We start from the raw sequence: 16,878 nt of genomic DNA, 5'->3' as shown, positions 1-16,878 counted from the left end.
GCGTACTGCCTCAGATAATGCGTGGGCACTGTTGTGATTTGCTTTCAAATTAGTATCTTTGAACCATTGGAGACAACATGGGCGCAGATGTACTGTTTAGACCAAGGGTTGTGATTTGCTTTCAAATTAGTATCTTTGAACCATTGGAGACAACATTCAGACTATACAACAGCTGGCTACATAAGTTGTGATTTGCTTTCAAATTAGTATCTTTGAACCATTGGAGACAACGCGTACTGCCTCAGATAATGCGTGGGCACTGTTGTGATTTGCTTTCAAATTAGTATCTTTGAACCATTGGAGACAACGTGATATCTTTGATATCCAGCTACGCAATGTTGTGATTTGCTTTCAAATTAGTATCTTTGAACCATTGGAGACAACGTTATGTAAAACATACGACAGTGACCTGAGTTGTGATTTGCTTTCAAATTAGTATCTTTGAACCATTGGAGACAACCGTAACCAGTGGAGATTAAGGAACTTTGAGTTGTGATTTGCTTTCAAATTAGTATCTTTGAACCATTGGAGACAACTGCCGACGGTGCAGCCGTTGTAGCCGACAGTTGTGATTTGCTTTCAAATTAGTATCTTTGAACCATTGGAGACAACTGTCCTTTGATGAAGCCAACGAGTTGCGGGGTTGTGATTTGCTTTCAAATTAGTATCTTTGAACCATTGGAGACAACACCTTTGTTTGTGTCGTTAGATGGGTCTGGTTGTGATTTGCTTTCAAATTAGTATCTTTGAACCATTGGAGACAACTTCTTGATTCTGCTGAACAGCACAGCAGCGTTGTGATTTGCTTTCAAATTAGTATCTTTGAACCATTGGAGACAACAAAATTCAGATGCCAAGTTCCTTAACCCTGGTTGTGATTTGCTTTCAAATTAGTATCTTTGAACCATTGGAGACAACTGCAAGCATCGGACGAGGAAGCGACCCGGGTTGTGATTTGCTTTCAAATTAGTATCTTTGAACCATTGGAGACAACTTTGTAGACGTGTTTTGCTTGTGGATAAGAGTTGTGATTTGCTTTCAAATTAGTATCTTTGAACCATTGGAGACAACAATTACAATTACAAAGTCAATTTTCCCCAGTTGTGATTTGCTTTCAAATTAGTATCTTTGAACCATTGGAGACAACTGATTATATGCAACCACGTATATAACAATGATTTACAAAGAAAATCAGAAATAAAAAAAGAACGTCTCCAAGAACAAATAATCCCACCAAAAGTGGGATTATTTGTTCTCAAAAAAGCTCCAATTGTTGGCCAGGAGTATTTACAACCTGAGGCTTCTTACCAAAAAACAATTCAAGATTACCAAATTGTTTGTCAGTAATGCAAAGGATGCCGACTTTACCGTACTCAGGTAAAAATGATTTTACTCGCTTGATATGAACATCCGCATTCTCGGAACTCGCACAATGACGAATATAAATGGAAAACTGAAACATAGTAAAACCGTCTTTCTGCAGTTTGTTCCGAAAATCAGTAGCGGCCTTTCGATCTTTTTTCGTATCGGTAGGCAAATCGAACAATACCAGCACCCACATAACTCGATATTCACTGATTCGGGTTGTCATCGCTCAGGATAAGCTATCCGCCTCAATTCACCATCGAAACACTTATACAACGAAGATGTGGTCTGTCCTACAGCTACCATCAACGGACTTCGTTTGCCTTCCATGAAGACATCCAGTGTGGGAATGGACAACAAACGGGCCTTCAGGCTTTTGGTTAATTCGGCCTGTACTCCAAATTCAACCATCAATTGGCACACAAGTTCGTCTACATACGGACGATAGGGTTCCATGATATCGTCGGCCAAGCAATAGGCGTTGTAACGGTTGTGATGATGAATGCCCAGCGTAGGAAGCAAACCACTAATCACCAGCGAACGTGCTACAATGGCACGCAGTATGGCATAGCCGTAGTTCAGTAAATGATTGGGAGGAGCTCCGTCGCGTGCCCTTACAAAATCTTCGACCTGAGGAAAAAGGTTTTTCCAATAATAGGCAGCTGCCCTAGCCTCCATATTGTCGGCATCACCACTTTTCACGCTTTCCGCCCAAACACGCATACACTTCACTTCTACGCCAGCATGGCTGGAAAGAACAGAAGCTTGGTTGTTAATCTTTGTCCTGATAGTTTGTTGCCACAACTGTTTCTTTAACGGCAGGGAAGCATCGAGCTGCTTGCGAAAACGCTCGTTTTGCGTGGTATGCCCGCATAAAGGCAGAAGTAACCCCACAGGCATGCTCTGGCGGTCACAGGTGATGACGGCACACGAATTGGCCAGCAACGCCTCCAACACTCCTGTAGTCAACGTAATGCGGCGATGGTCGAGTACCACTACACCAATGTCTTCTATCGGTTTGGTTACTTCCGCCTGTCGTTTCAGTATATCGGGCATGCCAGAATCGTCCTCCACTTCGGGTAATTTGATGACAAGCTGCTCGTTACGCAAAGACAAGTAGGCAGGATTGCTAAAATATAATGTTTTCTTGATCATATTCAATATTCACCTACAGCTACAATCCGTCCAATGTGATTGATACGGACTTTTATTATTCCTATAATACCTCCCAAACCACAACGTTTCCAAGTCATATCTTTCAATTCTTTTCTATCCTCAACTGTTGTTTCTAAATGGTGTCTGAAAACATAATCTTTGATAGTAAACTTCTGTACTCTAAATAAATTCGGACTTATCAAGGCATAATTACTTTCATCAGTCAAATCTATTTCTTCGGGATTGAAACCAGTCACAGGATTGGGAAAGACAAAATACTCATTCTGTTTCATTGTGAACAGGAACTGCCATCCATCCTCCTTGCGATACTCCTTATCTATAATCGGCAATCCCAAAGAAGCTCTCACTACGGCTTCGTAGAAAGAAACAACAACTTCTTGCAAATTGCCTTCTGCATCGCGATATATGGCTACATGATGATTATTGCCAGTATTCACAAAATCGACAGGTTGCTTTCTGCCGGAAGCATCAAGCATGATATGTCCGCCTACATCTTTTTTGTCATGCAGTGCAATGGCATTGTTCACTCCCGTAATTGTAACACGTTTGATAGTAATGCCTTTGGTTTTATTTAGGTAAATAGGATTCTCGTCGAGATTGACAAATGCCTTCTTCGGATCGCCTCCATACTCTTGCAGGCGTTCTTCCAGAACTTCTCGTACCTTCGTATCAATTACTTTAGTTACATTTAAATCAGGTGTCACTGCCTTACGAATAGTATAGAGCGTTTCTATAGAAACCGTTTTTACTTTCAAAGGTACTTCTGTTCGGTTATCCTTCAAATAAAGGGGATTCTTGTCCAATGCATTTTTACCTGTAAAGGCTTTCTTGGCATCGCCTCCAAATGCTTCGAGCCTTGCCTGTAATGCCTCCCGATAGCGGTGGTTGGCCACCTTGGATATCTGTTCGCCATCAAAGTTGCCACCCACTTTCTCCAACTTCGTCACATAACGACGTATAGAGCCATAAATGGTCTCGTTGTGCAACTGTCCACGCGGAGTAAGCTGTATTTTAGCTTGATGTCCACTTTCCTTTCGAGCCTTGTTGACATTGCGGGTAACCACCTTATTCTTTGCTTTGATGGAAACCAAAATATTTTCCAACTGCCGCTTAGCTTCGCCTCTGAAACCTTCAAAAGGCATCACGAAACGCAATTTACCATGACTGTCTCTATAAAGTTCTTTCTGTTCGATGGCATATATACTGCCCGACTTGTCGCTACGTGCATTCAGGTTGTTCAGATATTGGATAAAGCTATGTTTGGTAAAGGCGATGGTAAGCGCGTCCATAGCATGGTGACGGTGATCGTTGCGCTTTGTCCATTCCTTGATACGCCTGATTCTTCGCCCGTCCTTGTCGGTCCATTCCTCTGTCAACCCCTTCATGGCATACTTGTCCCAATTCAGTTCTTGCATGACGTCTACCAGCTGCCAGTCTTCACGTAGACGGTCGGTCACAGCACCTGTCGTAGATACGACCATCGGTACCAAATCCTCCAGAATTTCATGCGCCTTGCGGGCAATATACTGCGTGTCGCGTAAATCACGATTGATGAAGTCCGTCGGGATATCCTCCTGTTTCATCAGCAACTTGTCATGCTTGGATTTACTAATGACGCCTGCGGCCAGAAGTTCGTCCACTCGTTTCTTATATCGGGCAAGGCCTTCTTCTCCGTATTTGGCCGCCACATAATTCCAAGCCGTCCGATTGCTTTTCTCTGTATTGACCGAATGGTATTCCAACGTCTTGTTGGAAAAAGAATCATCGAATAAGCGGGCCTGTGGAAGAATATGTTCAATATCCACTTCCTTACTGAAAAGTTTCTCCTGAGGAATATATGTATCGGAATACAAGGTTTTGTAACCATTATTCTTTAACTCACAATACAGTTTGTAACGAATAATGTCATTGCGACTCACTTGCTGGATATCAAATTCTTTTTTTAGGATTCCCTTTATCCGTTCATGTTCCGAATTTGCTTTATTAATGGCAGCCGTCATTTCTTCACGTTCTTTGGCGTTTTTTTTCAATTCACGTGCCATTTCTATACGGATTTCGTCGGGCTTGCCATATTCATCGACCACCGCATTGACCACATTGATCATCTGATTAAGAATTTTTTCAACAACAGGATTGCGGAGGCTGTTGCGAGGAAGAAGTCCAAGATGGTCCTTATAATCCTTCTGCTCCAATTCCTCTTTGGTCAACGAGCGCCTTGAATGCTTGTAGCCGGCATATTCACAAGCCAGACTGTATTCGTTGCCTGCACGCATGTGTGGCAATATCCGGCGAATGGCTTTGGCACTCAGGTTGCTATAGTCCGGTTGGAAAGTGATACCGGCCACTACTTTAGCATATTCTTCGTCACAATGCAACAAAAATGCGACTTTTGCCACAAGCCCGTCTGTACCTGTCACCGAATTGTCCCCATCATACGAATAGAGCAAATGCCACAAGTGGTAAGAATCTTGTCTTTCAAGGTCTTTTCCCTGAAGCTGGGAATTGAAATGTAGTACAGAAGTATTGAAGTCAAGTCCTCCAAACACTCCTTCCACAATAGACATCACTTCCGAAGCCGGCATCTTGGAAAAAATATACTCGCCATGTCCCGTCATGGCAATAATGGTCTGATAGGCCTCAAACAAAGCGGCTTGTGTAGTGTTTCCTTCAATACTATCATAATTCAAATCCAGGCTCTTCGGCTTCTGATACAGCAGTTTCAAGGCTTCTGCTTTAGATAGTTTATTCTTAATCGCAAGTTCAGAAAACAAAGTTTCTTTCTCGTCCAATTCCAGAAAACGTTCGTCACCGGTAACCTTATCGCGTACTTTCAGGTTGTTGAGAACCTGCCAAATCTTAAACTCCTGAAACAAAGGAGAAGATTTCGGACATACTTTGGGACCTATTTCTACCATACGTACCTTTCCATCTTTCACCACTTCAATCTGACGTTTTTCCAATTCGCAACAGGCCACCAGCCCTTTCTGGCTTTTCAAGGGGCGCTGGTAAAAGATAGTGATATCTCGCAGAGCTTTTTTTCTGTCCACGGTCAGTTCGGGATGGTACTGGGCTTGTCTTTCCCAAATTGCTTCAAATTCGTTCAGATAATCCTGCCGATAGAACACTTTGTTCTTCACACTGAAATGGGGATCCTTGTCCAACTCCGACATAAGATACTGTCCTACAGTATGTTTATTGAAGAATAGGTCTTTGCTACGGTCGCTGATGGATCCCAAATAACCGCTGGAAGCATTGACATCCCTATTCACATCGCACAAGGAAGTTACCACTTCTTCTACAGCCAAATGTTTCTTCAAGGCATCGGCTCGTCGGCGATAGGCTTGCAGGCGTTTGTCCTTTTCCTTATTGTCGGCTGTGAAAAGATTGTATTGTTGCTTGAAAAGTTTGGAAGTCGTCTGGCTGCTCTTTCCTCGTACAAGTTCCTTGAATTGAGGAGTCAATATGTCAGGATAATATATACATTGATAATCCCATATTATGTCAAATTCGTTCAACAAGTCCGAACGATAAAAAGCAGGGATGTATTTTTTCCCTTTGGAAAGCAAAGAGTAAACATATTCACCAGGCGTTATGCCATTATGATATAATTCCATAGCTATTGTCATGCCGTCAATCAGCTGCCCCTCATCAGGAGACTTGGCTTTCCTGCAGCTTTTATAACCCCGCTTCTTGTTGATCATCAGTAGAACGCGGCCCAATTCTTCCAAAGAAATCTCTTCCGTCACAGCCCTTGCTCGTAAACGATATGTTTCAAAAGTCGTACGATTACCGCATTCGTACAATGGCGTATCTGGAGTTATCCATCCATACTCCTTCAAACACTGAATCAGATAGTCTCTACGTAATTTATATCGCTGGAGATTGCGGCGCATACTCCGTTTCAAGGTTCTGCCCGCATTGGTTGGAATACTTTTTCCTGCGTCAAAATTCGCTTGCTCGTCCACCGTCAGAGGATTAACTCTTACTCCCAACTTTACAATGGACGATTTTTCGTTAATAGCTTCTGCTTCATTAACCAAGGCCCAACCAATACTATTGGTTCCTAAATCAAGACCTAATATTCTTTTCATGGCATTCGAAAATTTTTATATCTGCTACAAATCTACAAAAAAAATGAGAAATTGTTTGTTCATTATTTTTTTCTCAGTATATTTGCCACACTAATTAATTTGAAGCAACTCACAATAAGGATTATTCCGTTGTGAAAACATTAGGTTCCCTCGTCCTATAACGGGGGATTTTTTTATGTTGTTATTTTTCTTTCATCTCACAAATAACTTTTAATCGCCTTTTCAATTCTTGACGGCCTTGCCGAATCAGCCACGCGCTCACCGTTGTTCAGTTCGTACAGCAGCCCGCATTCCGCGTCGAAGTCGTCCGGCAGGTGTCGTTCTACGTATCGGCTGTGCCTATTTGTCGAATAGGCCACATTCAACGAGCCTGTGTAGGGATAAAAAAAGGATTGGTAATCAAACGACTACCAATCCTTTTATCAGTCGGGGTGACTGGATTCGAACCAGCGACCACACGCCCCCCAGACGCGTACTCTAACCGGGCTGAGCTACACCCCGAATGCGATTGCGAAGGTACGGCTTTATTTTTAATCTGCAAACAGATGACCGACTTTTTCGCATGAAATGCAAAAAAATGCGGCTGAAGCCGTGCACGACGGGACTTTTTACAGCCCCATACATTCGCGGAAGAAGTCGAAAGTTTCAAAGATGGTCTCTTTGCCGGCTGTCCGGTTGAGGCTGATGTCGCCCACATCTTTCAGCAGGGTAAAGTTGATGATGCCGGCCGTATTCTTCTTGTCGTGCAGCATCAGTTCGTACAGTGTGTCGTAGTGCTTGCAGGTGAAGGAGAAGGCGCTGTAGTTTTCCCGGATAAACTGAATGACCCTGCGCATACGTTCTTGAGGGAAGCCTGCCTGAAGATACGAAAGATAAAGCTCGCAAACCAGTCCCCACGCTACGGCATAGCCATGAAGCACTGGGCGGTTTTCGGCTAAGGCCAAGCTTTCGAAGGCGTGCCCCATGGTGTGCCCGAGGTTGAGCGCCTTGCGGATGCCCTGTTCTTTAGGGTCTTGCTCCACAATGTTTTCCTTGACTTGTACGGAGCGGCCTACCATATCCTTTAGTCGGACATAATCGAGCTGTTCGGTGTCGAAAGCCAGAAGCTCGTCGAGATGTCGGGATGTACTGATGAGGCCGTGTTTCAGCATTTCGGCATAGCCGGAAAAGAAATTGCGGGCATCGAGGCTTTGCAGGAATTTTGTCTCGAGCAGCACACAAGCGGCAGGGGCGAAAGCACCGATTTCGTTCTTCAGACCATTGAAATTAATGCCCGTTTTTCCGCCCACCGAAGCGTCTACCATAGCCAACAGGGTGGTCGGGATGTTGATATAGGCGATGCCGCGCTTGAAGGTAGCCGCCGCAAAGCCCCCCAAGTCGGTAACCATGCCGCCACCCAGATTGATAAGGAGCGAGTGGCGCGTGGCACCTTGACGGCTCAATGCCTGCCAGACTTGGGCCAGCGTTTCCAATGTCTTGTTCACGTCTTCGGCTCCGATGACAATTTCCTGGGCTTGCTGCATGACGGGGATATCCTTGATTTCGGGTAGGCACAGGCAGTGGGTGTGTTCGTCGGTCAGGACAAAAAGTTTGTCGGGGGAACATTTTTCGATGGCTTGCGTCAGACTGCTTTCCAGTTCTTTGCACAATATCACTTCTTGTTTGCTCATGTTGTATCTGCTTTTTCTGCCGACAAAGATAGGACTTATCTTTGAAAGACGTATCTTTGCACCGATATTGTTCAACGAAAATCCGAAACTTATGAATGCATTGCTTCCTGTCTATTGCCGGCCTTTGGGCTACTTCATCATTGCTCTAGCGTTGTTCCTCCCGTTTCTGATGTTTCTGATGGGGCGGCTGACCGATGCCAATCTGTTGTTTTACAAAGAGTGCGCGAAGCTGTTGATGATGATGGGAGCGCTGATGATTATCTTTGCCTTGAGCAAACATGAATCTGAAGAGACGGTGAAAGTCCGCAACAAGGCTGTCCGTAATGCCATGTTCCTGACGGTATTGTATGTCTTTGGCATCATGCTTTATCGGGTGGCTCAGGACGATGTCTTTACCATAGACGGTTCGTCTTTTCTGATATTTTTGTTTATAAACGTCCTATGCCTGGAATTTGGTATAAAGAAATTATCCGCCAACCGTCTGTTTCGGCGGGACGACCGATAAAAAGACGAAAAAAAGTCTGTTCTCGTTAAACCTTTGACGAAGTTCCGTGTCAAAAGAACATCACGTTTAACAGATGATTTAAAGAATAGGTACAAATGAGAAAGACTTTTTTGCTGGCAGTGTTGCTATGGACTGTAGCGCTGTCGGCAGTATCGCAGAGTAAGATTATTTCCGTTTCGGGACGGCTTGTCGAAGATGACACCAAGGCTCCCGCTACACAGGCTACCATCCAGTTATTGTCTTTGCCGGACAGCGCTTATGTCGCAGGTGCGGCCAGTTCGGGAACCGGTAGTTTTATGTTGCCTAAGGTAAAGGCCGGTAAGTATGTCCTAAAAGTATCTTATATCGGTTATAAAACATTGTTTCTTCCCTTACAACTCACCGCTTCCGCTCCCAACAAACGTTTGGGTACGCTGACGTTGAAATCGGATGCCATCATGCTGTCCGAAGCAGTTGTGGTGGCCGAAGCGCCGCAGGTGCAGATTATAGAAGATACGGTGGCATTCAATTCTTCTGCCTATCGTACCCCGGAAGGGGCCATGCTCGAAGAGCTGGTAAAGAAGTTGCCGGGTGCGGAAGTGGATGACGATGGCAACGTAAAGATAAACGGCAAGGATATTTCCAAGATTATGGTGGATGGAAAGGAATTCTTTGGTGGTGATGTGAAAACGGGATTGAAGAACCTGCCGGTAGACATGATTGACAAGTTGAAAACGTATGATAAGAAATCGGACTTGGCGCGTATCACAGGTATCGACGATGGCGAGGAAGAAACGGTGCTCGACCTGACGGTCAAGAAAGGCATGAACAAAGGTATCTTCGGTAATGCAGACTTGTCAGGAGGAACGAAAGACCGTTATATGGGGCGCGCCATGATGAATTATTTTAATGATAAGACGCAGGTATCGTTCATCGCAGGTGCCAATAATGTAAACGACCAAGGTTTTTCGGGCGGTGGCGGCGGGCCGCGCTGGCGTAGGAATAACGGTTTGACTTCGACCAAGGAACTGGGTCTGAACTTTGCCACGGAGACGGAAAAGATTGAGTTAGGGGGCAGTGTACGTTACAATTATCGTGGTAATGATGTATATCGCGACGGCTACACCGAAAACTTCTTGACGGGTAGAGAATCTTCTTCGTTTAATAACTCCATTTCACAAACTTCCAGCGGGAATAAGGACTTCCGTGCAGATTTCCGGTTGGAATGGAAACCCGATACGCTGACCAACATCATATTCCGTCCGAATTTCAGTTGGGGAAAAAGCTATAGTACGGCCGATTCCAAGTCGGGCACTTTCAATAGTGATCCTTATGCCGTAGTTACAAATCCGAATGACTACCTTGATATAACCAAGCTCTCCAGGATAAATTTATCCGATGAGATTTTTAATGCAGACAATGAGGATCCGTTGGATTCTATCCGTGTCAATACCTCGAACAGCCTTTCGGGCAGTGACAGTAAGTCTCTTTCGGCAAATGCGTCCTTGCAGGTTAATCGTAAACTGAGTTCTATGGGGCGTAACATTACGTTCCGGGGGACAGTCGGCTATAACGATTCGGAGAGTACGCAGCATACAGCTTCCAATACCCGCTATTTCCAACAGAATGAAGACGGTACGGTAACTCCCGAAAACATCATCCGCCGTTATGTGGCCACCCCGAATGACGGTTACAACTATAGCCTGGAACTGACGTATAGTGAGCCGCTTTGGAAAGCTACCTTCTTGCAGTTCCGTTATAGTTTCAATTATAGTTATAGCAAGAGTGACAAGAAAGCCTATGATTTAGATGAAGATTGGAACTTTGGTGAGCCACTGCCCGATGATTATGAGGATGGTTATGACATGAGCTTGAGTAAATTTGCCGAATACAAGACCTATACGCATCGCTTCAGTCCCGGTTTGCGTTTCATTCGTCAGAAATATCAGTTGAGTGCCGGTGTGGATCTTGAGCCGCAAAAGACGTCGTTGTCCTATAAGAAGAATGTCATGGATACACTGGCTGTACGTAATGTCTTCAATGTAGCTCCAAACTTGGACTTCCGTTATCGTTTCTCGAAAGTAAGCCAGTTGCGTGTCACTTACCGTGGACGCAGCTCACAACCCGGCATGGAAAACTTGTTGGACGTAACGGATGACTCCAATCCGCTGAACATTACCAAGGGTAACCCTTACTTGAAGCCTTCTTTTAATCATAATCTTCGCATATTCTACAATACATACAACGCGGATCGCCAACAGGGAATTTTCTCGCATGTCAATATGCAGATAACGCAGAATAGCATCAGCAGTTCGCGTACCTATAATTCTTCTACGGGTGGATGGGTGACAAAACCGGAGAATATAAATGGAAATTGGAGCGCATTCGGTATGTTCGGCATCAATTCGGCACTGAAAAATAAGAAATTCAATATCGGCTCTTTCAGCAATCTGTCCTATAATAACAATGTGGGCTACCTGACAACCGGCAACGGAGCCGAGGCTGTACAGCAAAAGAATACAACCACCAACTTGACTTTGAATGAACGGTTGAATGGAACATACCGCAATGACTGGCTGGAGTTCGGGCTGAATGGAACATTCTCTTATTCAGTAGAAAAAGATAAATTGACTCCTTCCAACAACCAGCAACCTTATACTTATTCTTATGGGGCCAACACGACTGTCAGTATGCCTTGGGGAATGAGTCTGTCTACCAATATTGACAATCAGAGCCGTCGCGGTTATTCAGACTCCAGCATGAACCGTAACGAACTGATCTGGAATGCCCAGCTTTCACAAACTTTTCTGAAAGGAAGTGCTACCGTCAGCTTTGAGATGTATGATATCCTGCATCAGCAAAGTAATATCAGCCGTTCACTGACAGCAAGTGGACGTTCGGTATATAAATACAATGGCGTGAACAGTTATTGTATGTTGCATTTCATCTATCGTTTGAATATTTTCGGTGGAAAACAGGCTCGTGATAGACGTGAACCGATGCGCTTCCCTCCTGGAGGTCCTGGAGATGGGCCGAGACGCCCTCGTTTCTGATGAAATTAGTTTGCTTTTTCCCCATGTTTTTTCTACATTTGTTTTCCATATTAATGGTATGGAAAACAAATGTTTGATTGGGGTACTATAGTTGGATTAATTGCTACAACAACTTTTGATGTAGTGCATTTTGGTGTTGTGTTAGGAACAATTCTGGTGATTGTTCTTGATAACCGTAATCCTGTCAAAACGTTGGCATGGATATTGGTTTTGATTTTTCTGCCCATTGTGGGGCTTGTTCTTTATTTTTTCTTCGGACGGAGTCAGCGGCATGTGCGTATAATAAACCGAAAAGGATATAACAGCTTGCACAAAAAACCGGTGCTGGAGTATATGTCTCAAGCTTCCAGCCCTTTGCCATTGGCTTATAGCCGATTGATATCTTTATTCCGAAATACAAATCAATCTCTTCCTTTTGATGGTAATCGGATTGAAACTTTTACTTCAGGATATGCGATGTTGCAAGCTCTTTTGCGGGAGCTTCAAAAAGCCGTTCATCATATCCATTTGGAGTTTTATATTTTCGAAGACGATGCCGTAGGACGCATGATACGGGATGTATTGATAGAGAAGGCACAAAGTGGTGTAGAAGTTAGGTTTCTTTACGATGATGTAGGTTGTTGGCATGTCCCCAATCGTTTTTATGAAGAAATGCGTGAGGCGGGTGTGGAAGTTCGTAGTTTCCTGAAAGTCCGTTTCCCCCTGTTTACCAGTAAAGTCAATTATCGGAACCATCGAAAAGTGGTAGTCATCGACGGACGTATTGGGTTTGTTGGAGGAATGAATTTGGCAGATCGCTATGTGAAAGGCGTTCCATGGGGCGTATGGCGAGATACCCACCTGCTGATAGAAGGTAAGGCTGTACATGGATTACAGACAACTTTCTTATATGACTGGTATTTTGTAGACTGTACTCTGATGACCGCAGCCCGATATTTCCCAAAATTACAGCCTTGCGGCACATCATTGATACAGATTGTAACGAGCGAACCGGTGGGGCCTTGGAATGAGATAATGCAAGGACTGGTGATGGCTATCGGCTGCGCTAAAAGATATTTTTATATTCAAACGCCTTATTTTCTGCCGACAGATTCTATTCTTGTTGCACTGCATACAGCCGCTTTAGCGGGTGTGGACGTGCGGTTGATGCTTCCACAGAAGGCTGACTCCCGTATTATTCATCTGGCCTCCTGCTCCTTTCTGAATGGAATTTTGGTTGCAGGTGTAAAAGTTTATTTTTACAAAAAAGGTTTTCTACATTCCAAATTGATGGTGTCTGATGACGCGTTATCTACAGTAGGGTCCACCAATATGGATTTCAGGAGCTTCGAACACAACTTTGAGGTAAATGCCTTTATCTATGATGTAGAGACTGCTTTGCTGATGCGTGAGATCTTTTTACAGGATCAACGAGATTGTGTGCAACTACATTTGAAGACGTGGGCTAAACGTCCTTGGTATAGAAAGGCTATGGAAAGTCTGGTTCGCCTATTGGCTCCATTGTTGTAATTGCAATTTTATTGAAAAAAAGAGAAGTTTACGCTTCCATAGACGCGGCGTTCGATAAAGTGGGGATGAGTTTCGAAATTGTTTTTCTTTCCATGTTCCAACACGAAAAGGCCCTCTTCTTTGAGTAGTTCATGTTCGAATATCAGGCTGGGAATTGTTTCCAGATCTTTCAGTTCATATGGAGGATCTGCAAATATGAAGTCAAACTGGTTGTGACAACTTTGAATATACTTGAAGACATCTCCTCTGATGGAAATACATTTATCGGTTTTGACTTCATTCATAACTTTACAGATGAAGGCATGATGGTCTCGGTCTTTTTCAATACTGATCACTTGGTCGCATCCGCGTGATACCAGTTCCAGACTAATGCTGCCGGTGCCGGCGAACAAATCGAGCGCATGTATATTGTCTTCAAAATCCAGATAGTTTGACAATACATTAAACAAATTTTCTTTGGCGAAATCTGTCGTGGGACGTGCCTTGAAAGAATGAGGGATGTCGAAACGGCGTCTTTTGTATATTCCGCTAATTACTCGCATTGGGTGATGGCTTGTAGGTCGAGGTTAGTGGCAGGATTGGTAATAAAAACCTGCCGTATGTATTTTCTTAATTCCTTCAGTAATGGTTCCTTGGAGGCTAATAATCCAGTCAGATGGAGCTCGTCGCGTTCCTGGTCAAATCTCAGCTGTTTCCAGATGTAAAGTATATAGTAGATGCGATCCGATGCTTCTTTGCATGAAAAAGAGTTGGCTAACAATAACCGGTTACGCTCAAAAGAATAAACGTCGGTCGCTTTTTTCCGCAGGTTGACATACATTTTCTGGTTGTTCCCCAGTCTGCTCTTAGAAGAGAAATATTCAATAAATATACTGGCTTGGGAATAGAAATGCGCTTCGGGATATTGATCGCACAAGAAAGTATAAACACTTTTGTCCATACCGAATATGACCACTGTATCATTTCTATGGAGAATGTTATATTGTATTATCTCATTTTCTTGGGTAGAGAAATTATGGTAGAAAATGGTTTCAGCCTGTTCGTCTTCAAAATATTCCAAAGGAATAAAAGTAAAGCGGTTATTGGCTATTAGAATATTGATACGCCGATAGGGAAGGTTTAGCCATTCCATTTCTTTGAACACTTGTTTAAGGTTCGCTGTTAAGGAAGATCCTTCGTTAACGGAATATTCATAAACAGCATATCCGTTCTCTTCCAATGGGTTGAGTACAGAAAAAGAAAATCCATCCGTACTAAGACGGATGGATAATGTATATTGCTTTGATTTACCGAAATCAAGTTGCTCTATCATATATATTCAGGAAAATTATTCCCAGTTACCTGCATTGTTGTTTGCAGTTTCCAAGCTACCAATCATCAGACCTGCGTATTTACCCAATTTAGTCTGAAGGTCAATCTTGTTGGCGATTTCCTGGGGATCCAAACCGTTCAGGTAAACAGTGTACGGAGTCTTAACTTCAAGCAGGCAGAAAGGAGCACCCGACTTGGCTGTATCGTTCTTGATAGCCATTTCAAACTGTGCGCCGTTACCGAAAGGTACATATCTCATAGAGTCAGCATTAAAGCCTTTGGGGAAAATTGTATCCAATACGGCAGTCCACAAAGTGTCACGCTCAAAGTTTTCCAATCCCCATTTCTTTACTTCAGCATAGTTACCGGTCTTTTTAGCTTTGTTAATGATGCTGATTGCCTTCTTCTCTGTCAGACCATCTTCCATTTGCTTATCTGTCAACTCTCCTTTTTTATAAATAAAAGGCAGTTTGGCAGTCTTCACAAAGTGAATCAGCGTGTCAAAGCTGGGTGTATACTGCAAGTTATTCAAGTTGCGGTATTCAGTCTGAGCTTTGCGGATGTCTATCAGACGGGCAATAACTGCTTGCTCTCTGCTCTTCTCTGCTTTCTCGAAATTGATCGGCCCCATAATGCTGGTATAGCAGATATAGACCAATGCTAAGGCACACAAGCCTAAAACGATGTTAAATACGGTTTTCATGATAAATATGTTTTTTAGTTTACTATATTCGCACCGCAAAAATAAGAGAAATAAATTTAATAACGATAGTTCCCGTTACTTTTTTCTCATACGAAAATGATAAATAACTATTTAGAAAGGCAAATTAAGGAAAATTTTCCTTACCAGCCAACTGCAGAGCAAGAAAATACGCTAAAAATGTTGTCGCAGTTTCTATGTTTAAGAGAGAAGAATATTGCATTTCTGCTACGTGGTTACGCAGGTACGGGAAAAACCTCTCTGATCGGAGCACTGGTTAGGATGTTGGATAAGCTTGAACAGAAGGTAGTGCTTTTGGCACCCACCGGACGGGCTGCCAAGGTTTTTTCTGCTTATGCAGGACATCCGGCATTTACAATTCATAAGAAGATATACAGGCAACGAACTTTTTCAGGCGGAGGCGGAATTTTCGATTTGAATGACAATCTGACAACGCATACTTTATATATCGTGGATGAGGCTTCAATGATATCCAATGAAGGACTCTCAGGAACGATGTTTGGTACGGGACGTCTGCTTGATGATTTGGTACAGTTTGTCTATTCTGGGGAAGGGTGTCGTCTGTTGTTGATGGGAGATACGGCACAGCTGCCTCCTGTGGGCGAAGAACTCAGTCCTGCTTTGTTTACAGAGGCACTGAGGAGTTATGGTTTGGAGATCGTTGAGGCTGATTTAACACAAGTCGTTCGTCAGGAACAACAATCGGGTATTTTGTGGAATGCCACCCGACTGCGTAAGCATATAGCGGAAGATGCCATGGAGGCATTACCGCCTGTGCGGGTATCTTGTTTTCCCGATGTCAAAATACTTTCTGGCAATGAATTGATTGATGCTTTGTCGACCTGCTATGATCAGGATGGCATAGACGAAACGATTGTCATCTGCCGTTCTAACAAACGGGCAAATATTTATAATCAGGGCATACGGTCGCAAATTCTGTGGCGAGAGGATGAATTGGAAGGAGGCGATCTTTTGATGGTAGCCAAGAATAACTATTATTGGACTGAGAAAGAAAAAGATTTGGATTTCATAGCCAATGGAGAGACAGCGGTCGTGCGTCGCGTGAGACGCACGACTGACATGTATGGTTTTCGCTTTGCGGATGTTTTGTTGTCTTTTCCCGATTGGCAGGATGCCGAATTGGAAACCCGATTGTTACTTGATACGTTGCATAGCGATGCTCCGGCCTTGTCACGCGAGGACAATGAACGTTTTTTTCAAAGTGTACTTGAGGATTATGCTGACGTACCTCTGAAGAAGGAGCGGATGAAAAAAATGAAGGCTGACCCTTATTATAATGCTTTACAGGTAAAATATGCTTATGCAGTGACTTGTCACAAAGCGCAGGGTGGGCAATGGAAAAATGTGTTTTTGGATCAGGGATATATTGCGGATGACTACCTGACACCCGACTATTTCCGTTGGCTTTATACAGCTTTTACCCGAGCTACGGGAACGATTTATTTGGTCAATTATCCGGCGGATCGTGTGGAGTAGG

Annotated in this window: 11 protein-coding genes, 1 tRNA gene and 1 CRISPR repeat array; of the genes, 4 read left to right on the top strand and 8 right to left on the bottom strand. The window is 43.6% G+C overall.

Going from position 1 to position 16,878, the window contains the following annotated elements:
* Nucleotides 1-107 precede the first annotated feature (107 nt).
* Nucleotides 108-1,147: direct repeats of the CRISPR family, unit length 47 nt; unit sequence GTTGTGATTTGCTTTCAAATTAGTATCTTTGAACCATTGGAGACAAC.
* Between the two features lie 108 nt (nucleotides 1,148-1,255).
* The 5 genes from cas2 to aroB form a co-directional block, all read right to left on the bottom strand.
* Entirely contained in the window at nucleotides 1,256-1,591 is a 336-nt protein-coding gene (gene cas2, locus Q0Z70_RS03490) for a CRISPR-associated endonuclease Cas2 (RefSeq protein WP_298072686.1), read from the bottom strand.
* A complete protein-coding gene (cas1, locus tag Q0Z70_RS03485; RefSeq protein ID WP_298072684.1) occupies nucleotides 1,588-2,520 on the bottom strand; it encodes a type II CRISPR-associated endonuclease Cas1 in 933 nt (310 codons plus the stop codon). Before cas1 ends, cas2 begins: the two co-directional genes overlap by 4 nt.
* 2 nt (nucleotides 2,521-2,522) lie before the next feature.
* Nucleotides 2,523-6,632: a type II CRISPR RNA-guided endonuclease Cas9 gene (gene cas9 / locus Q0Z70_RS03480; protein WP_298072682.1), complete on the bottom strand. Its 4,110-nt coding sequence runs from the start codon at nucleotides 6,630-6,632 to the stop codon at nucleotides 2,523-2,525.
* A 426-nt stretch (nucleotides 6,633-7,058) separates the two neighbouring features.
* A tRNA-Pro gene (locus Q0Z70_RS03475) sits at nucleotides 7,059-7,133 on the bottom strand.
* 107 nt (nucleotides 7,134-7,240) lie between these two features.
* Nucleotides 7,241-8,302, bottom strand: coding sequence for a 3-dehydroquinate synthase (gene aroB / locus Q0Z70_RS03470; protein ID WP_298072680.1), 1,062 nt, complete (start codon nucleotides 8,300-8,302; stop codon nucleotides 7,241-7,243).
* Between the two features lie 91 nt (nucleotides 8,303-8,393).
* Between aroB and Q0Z70_RS03465 the strand changes: the two genes are divergently transcribed.
* The 3 genes from Q0Z70_RS03465 (at nucleotide 8,394) to cls (ending at nucleotide 13,348) form a co-directional block, all read left to right on the top strand.
* Nucleotides 8,394-8,807 carry a hypothetical protein gene (locus Q0Z70_RS03465; protein ID WP_298072678.1) on the top strand — a complete coding sequence of 138 codons (414 nt, stop codon included), beginning with the start codon at nucleotides 8,394-8,396 and terminating at the stop codon, nucleotides 8,805-8,807.
* 95 nt (nucleotides 8,808-8,902) lie between these two features.
* Nucleotides 8,903-11,839 (top strand): TonB-dependent receptor, encoded by a 2,937-nt coding sequence (locus tag Q0Z70_RS03460; RefSeq protein WP_298072676.1) that lies wholly within the window; start codon nucleotides 8,903-8,905, stop codon nucleotides 11,837-11,839.
* Between the two features lie 69 nt (nucleotides 11,840-11,908).
* Complete coding sequence (gene cls, locus Q0Z70_RS03455; protein WP_298072675.1) at nucleotides 11,909-13,348, top strand: cardiolipin synthase; 1,440 nt, start codon at nucleotides 11,909-11,911, stop codon at nucleotides 13,346-13,348.
* Nucleotides 13,349-13,356: 8 nt separating this feature from the next.
* Here cls and rsmD read toward each other — a convergent pair whose 3' ends face one another.
* Genes rsmD through Q0Z70_RS03440 form a run of 3 tightly spaced genes read right to left on the bottom strand, consistent with a single transcriptional unit; the run spans nucleotide 13,357 to nucleotide 15,362 of the window.
* Nucleotides 13,357-13,890, bottom strand: a complete 534-nt coding sequence (rsmD, locus tag Q0Z70_RS03450) for a 16S rRNA (guanine(966)-N(2))-methyltransferase RsmD (protein WP_298072673.1) — start codon at nucleotides 13,888-13,890, stop codon at nucleotides 13,357-13,359.
* The gene (locus tag Q0Z70_RS03445) at nucleotides 13,881-14,660 is read right to left on the bottom strand and encodes a DUF3822 family protein (protein ID WP_298072671.1); all 780 of its coding nucleotides are present in this window, start codon (nucleotides 14,658-14,660) and stop codon (nucleotides 13,881-13,883) included. The genes rsmD and Q0Z70_RS03445 overlap by 10 nt, the downstream gene beginning before the upstream one ends.
* Nucleotides 14,661-14,675: 15 nt before the next feature.
* Nucleotides 14,676-15,362 carry a hypothetical protein gene (locus Q0Z70_RS03440; RefSeq protein WP_298072669.1) on the bottom strand — a complete coding sequence of 229 codons (687 nt, stop codon included), beginning with the start codon at nucleotides 15,360-15,362 and terminating at the stop codon, nucleotides 14,676-14,678.
* A gap of 96 nt (nucleotides 15,363-15,458) precedes the next feature.
* Here Q0Z70_RS03440 and Q0Z70_RS03435 point away from each other — a divergent pair, with 96 nt between their 5' ends.
* Nucleotides 15,459-16,877, top strand: coding sequence for an AAA family ATPase (locus Q0Z70_RS03435; RefSeq protein WP_298072667.1), 1,419 nt, complete (start codon nucleotides 15,459-15,461; stop codon nucleotides 16,875-16,877).
* Nucleotide 16,878: the final 1 nt, after the last annotated feature.

The sequence above is a fragment of the uncultured Bacteroides sp. genome, assembly GCF_947632445.1.
Classification (GTDB): domain Bacteria; phylum Bacteroidota; class Bacteroidia; order Bacteroidales; family Bacteroidaceae; genus Bacteroides.
Note: the sequence above shows the minus strand (reverse complement) of the source record. Positions and strands in the feature narration are given on the sequence as shown.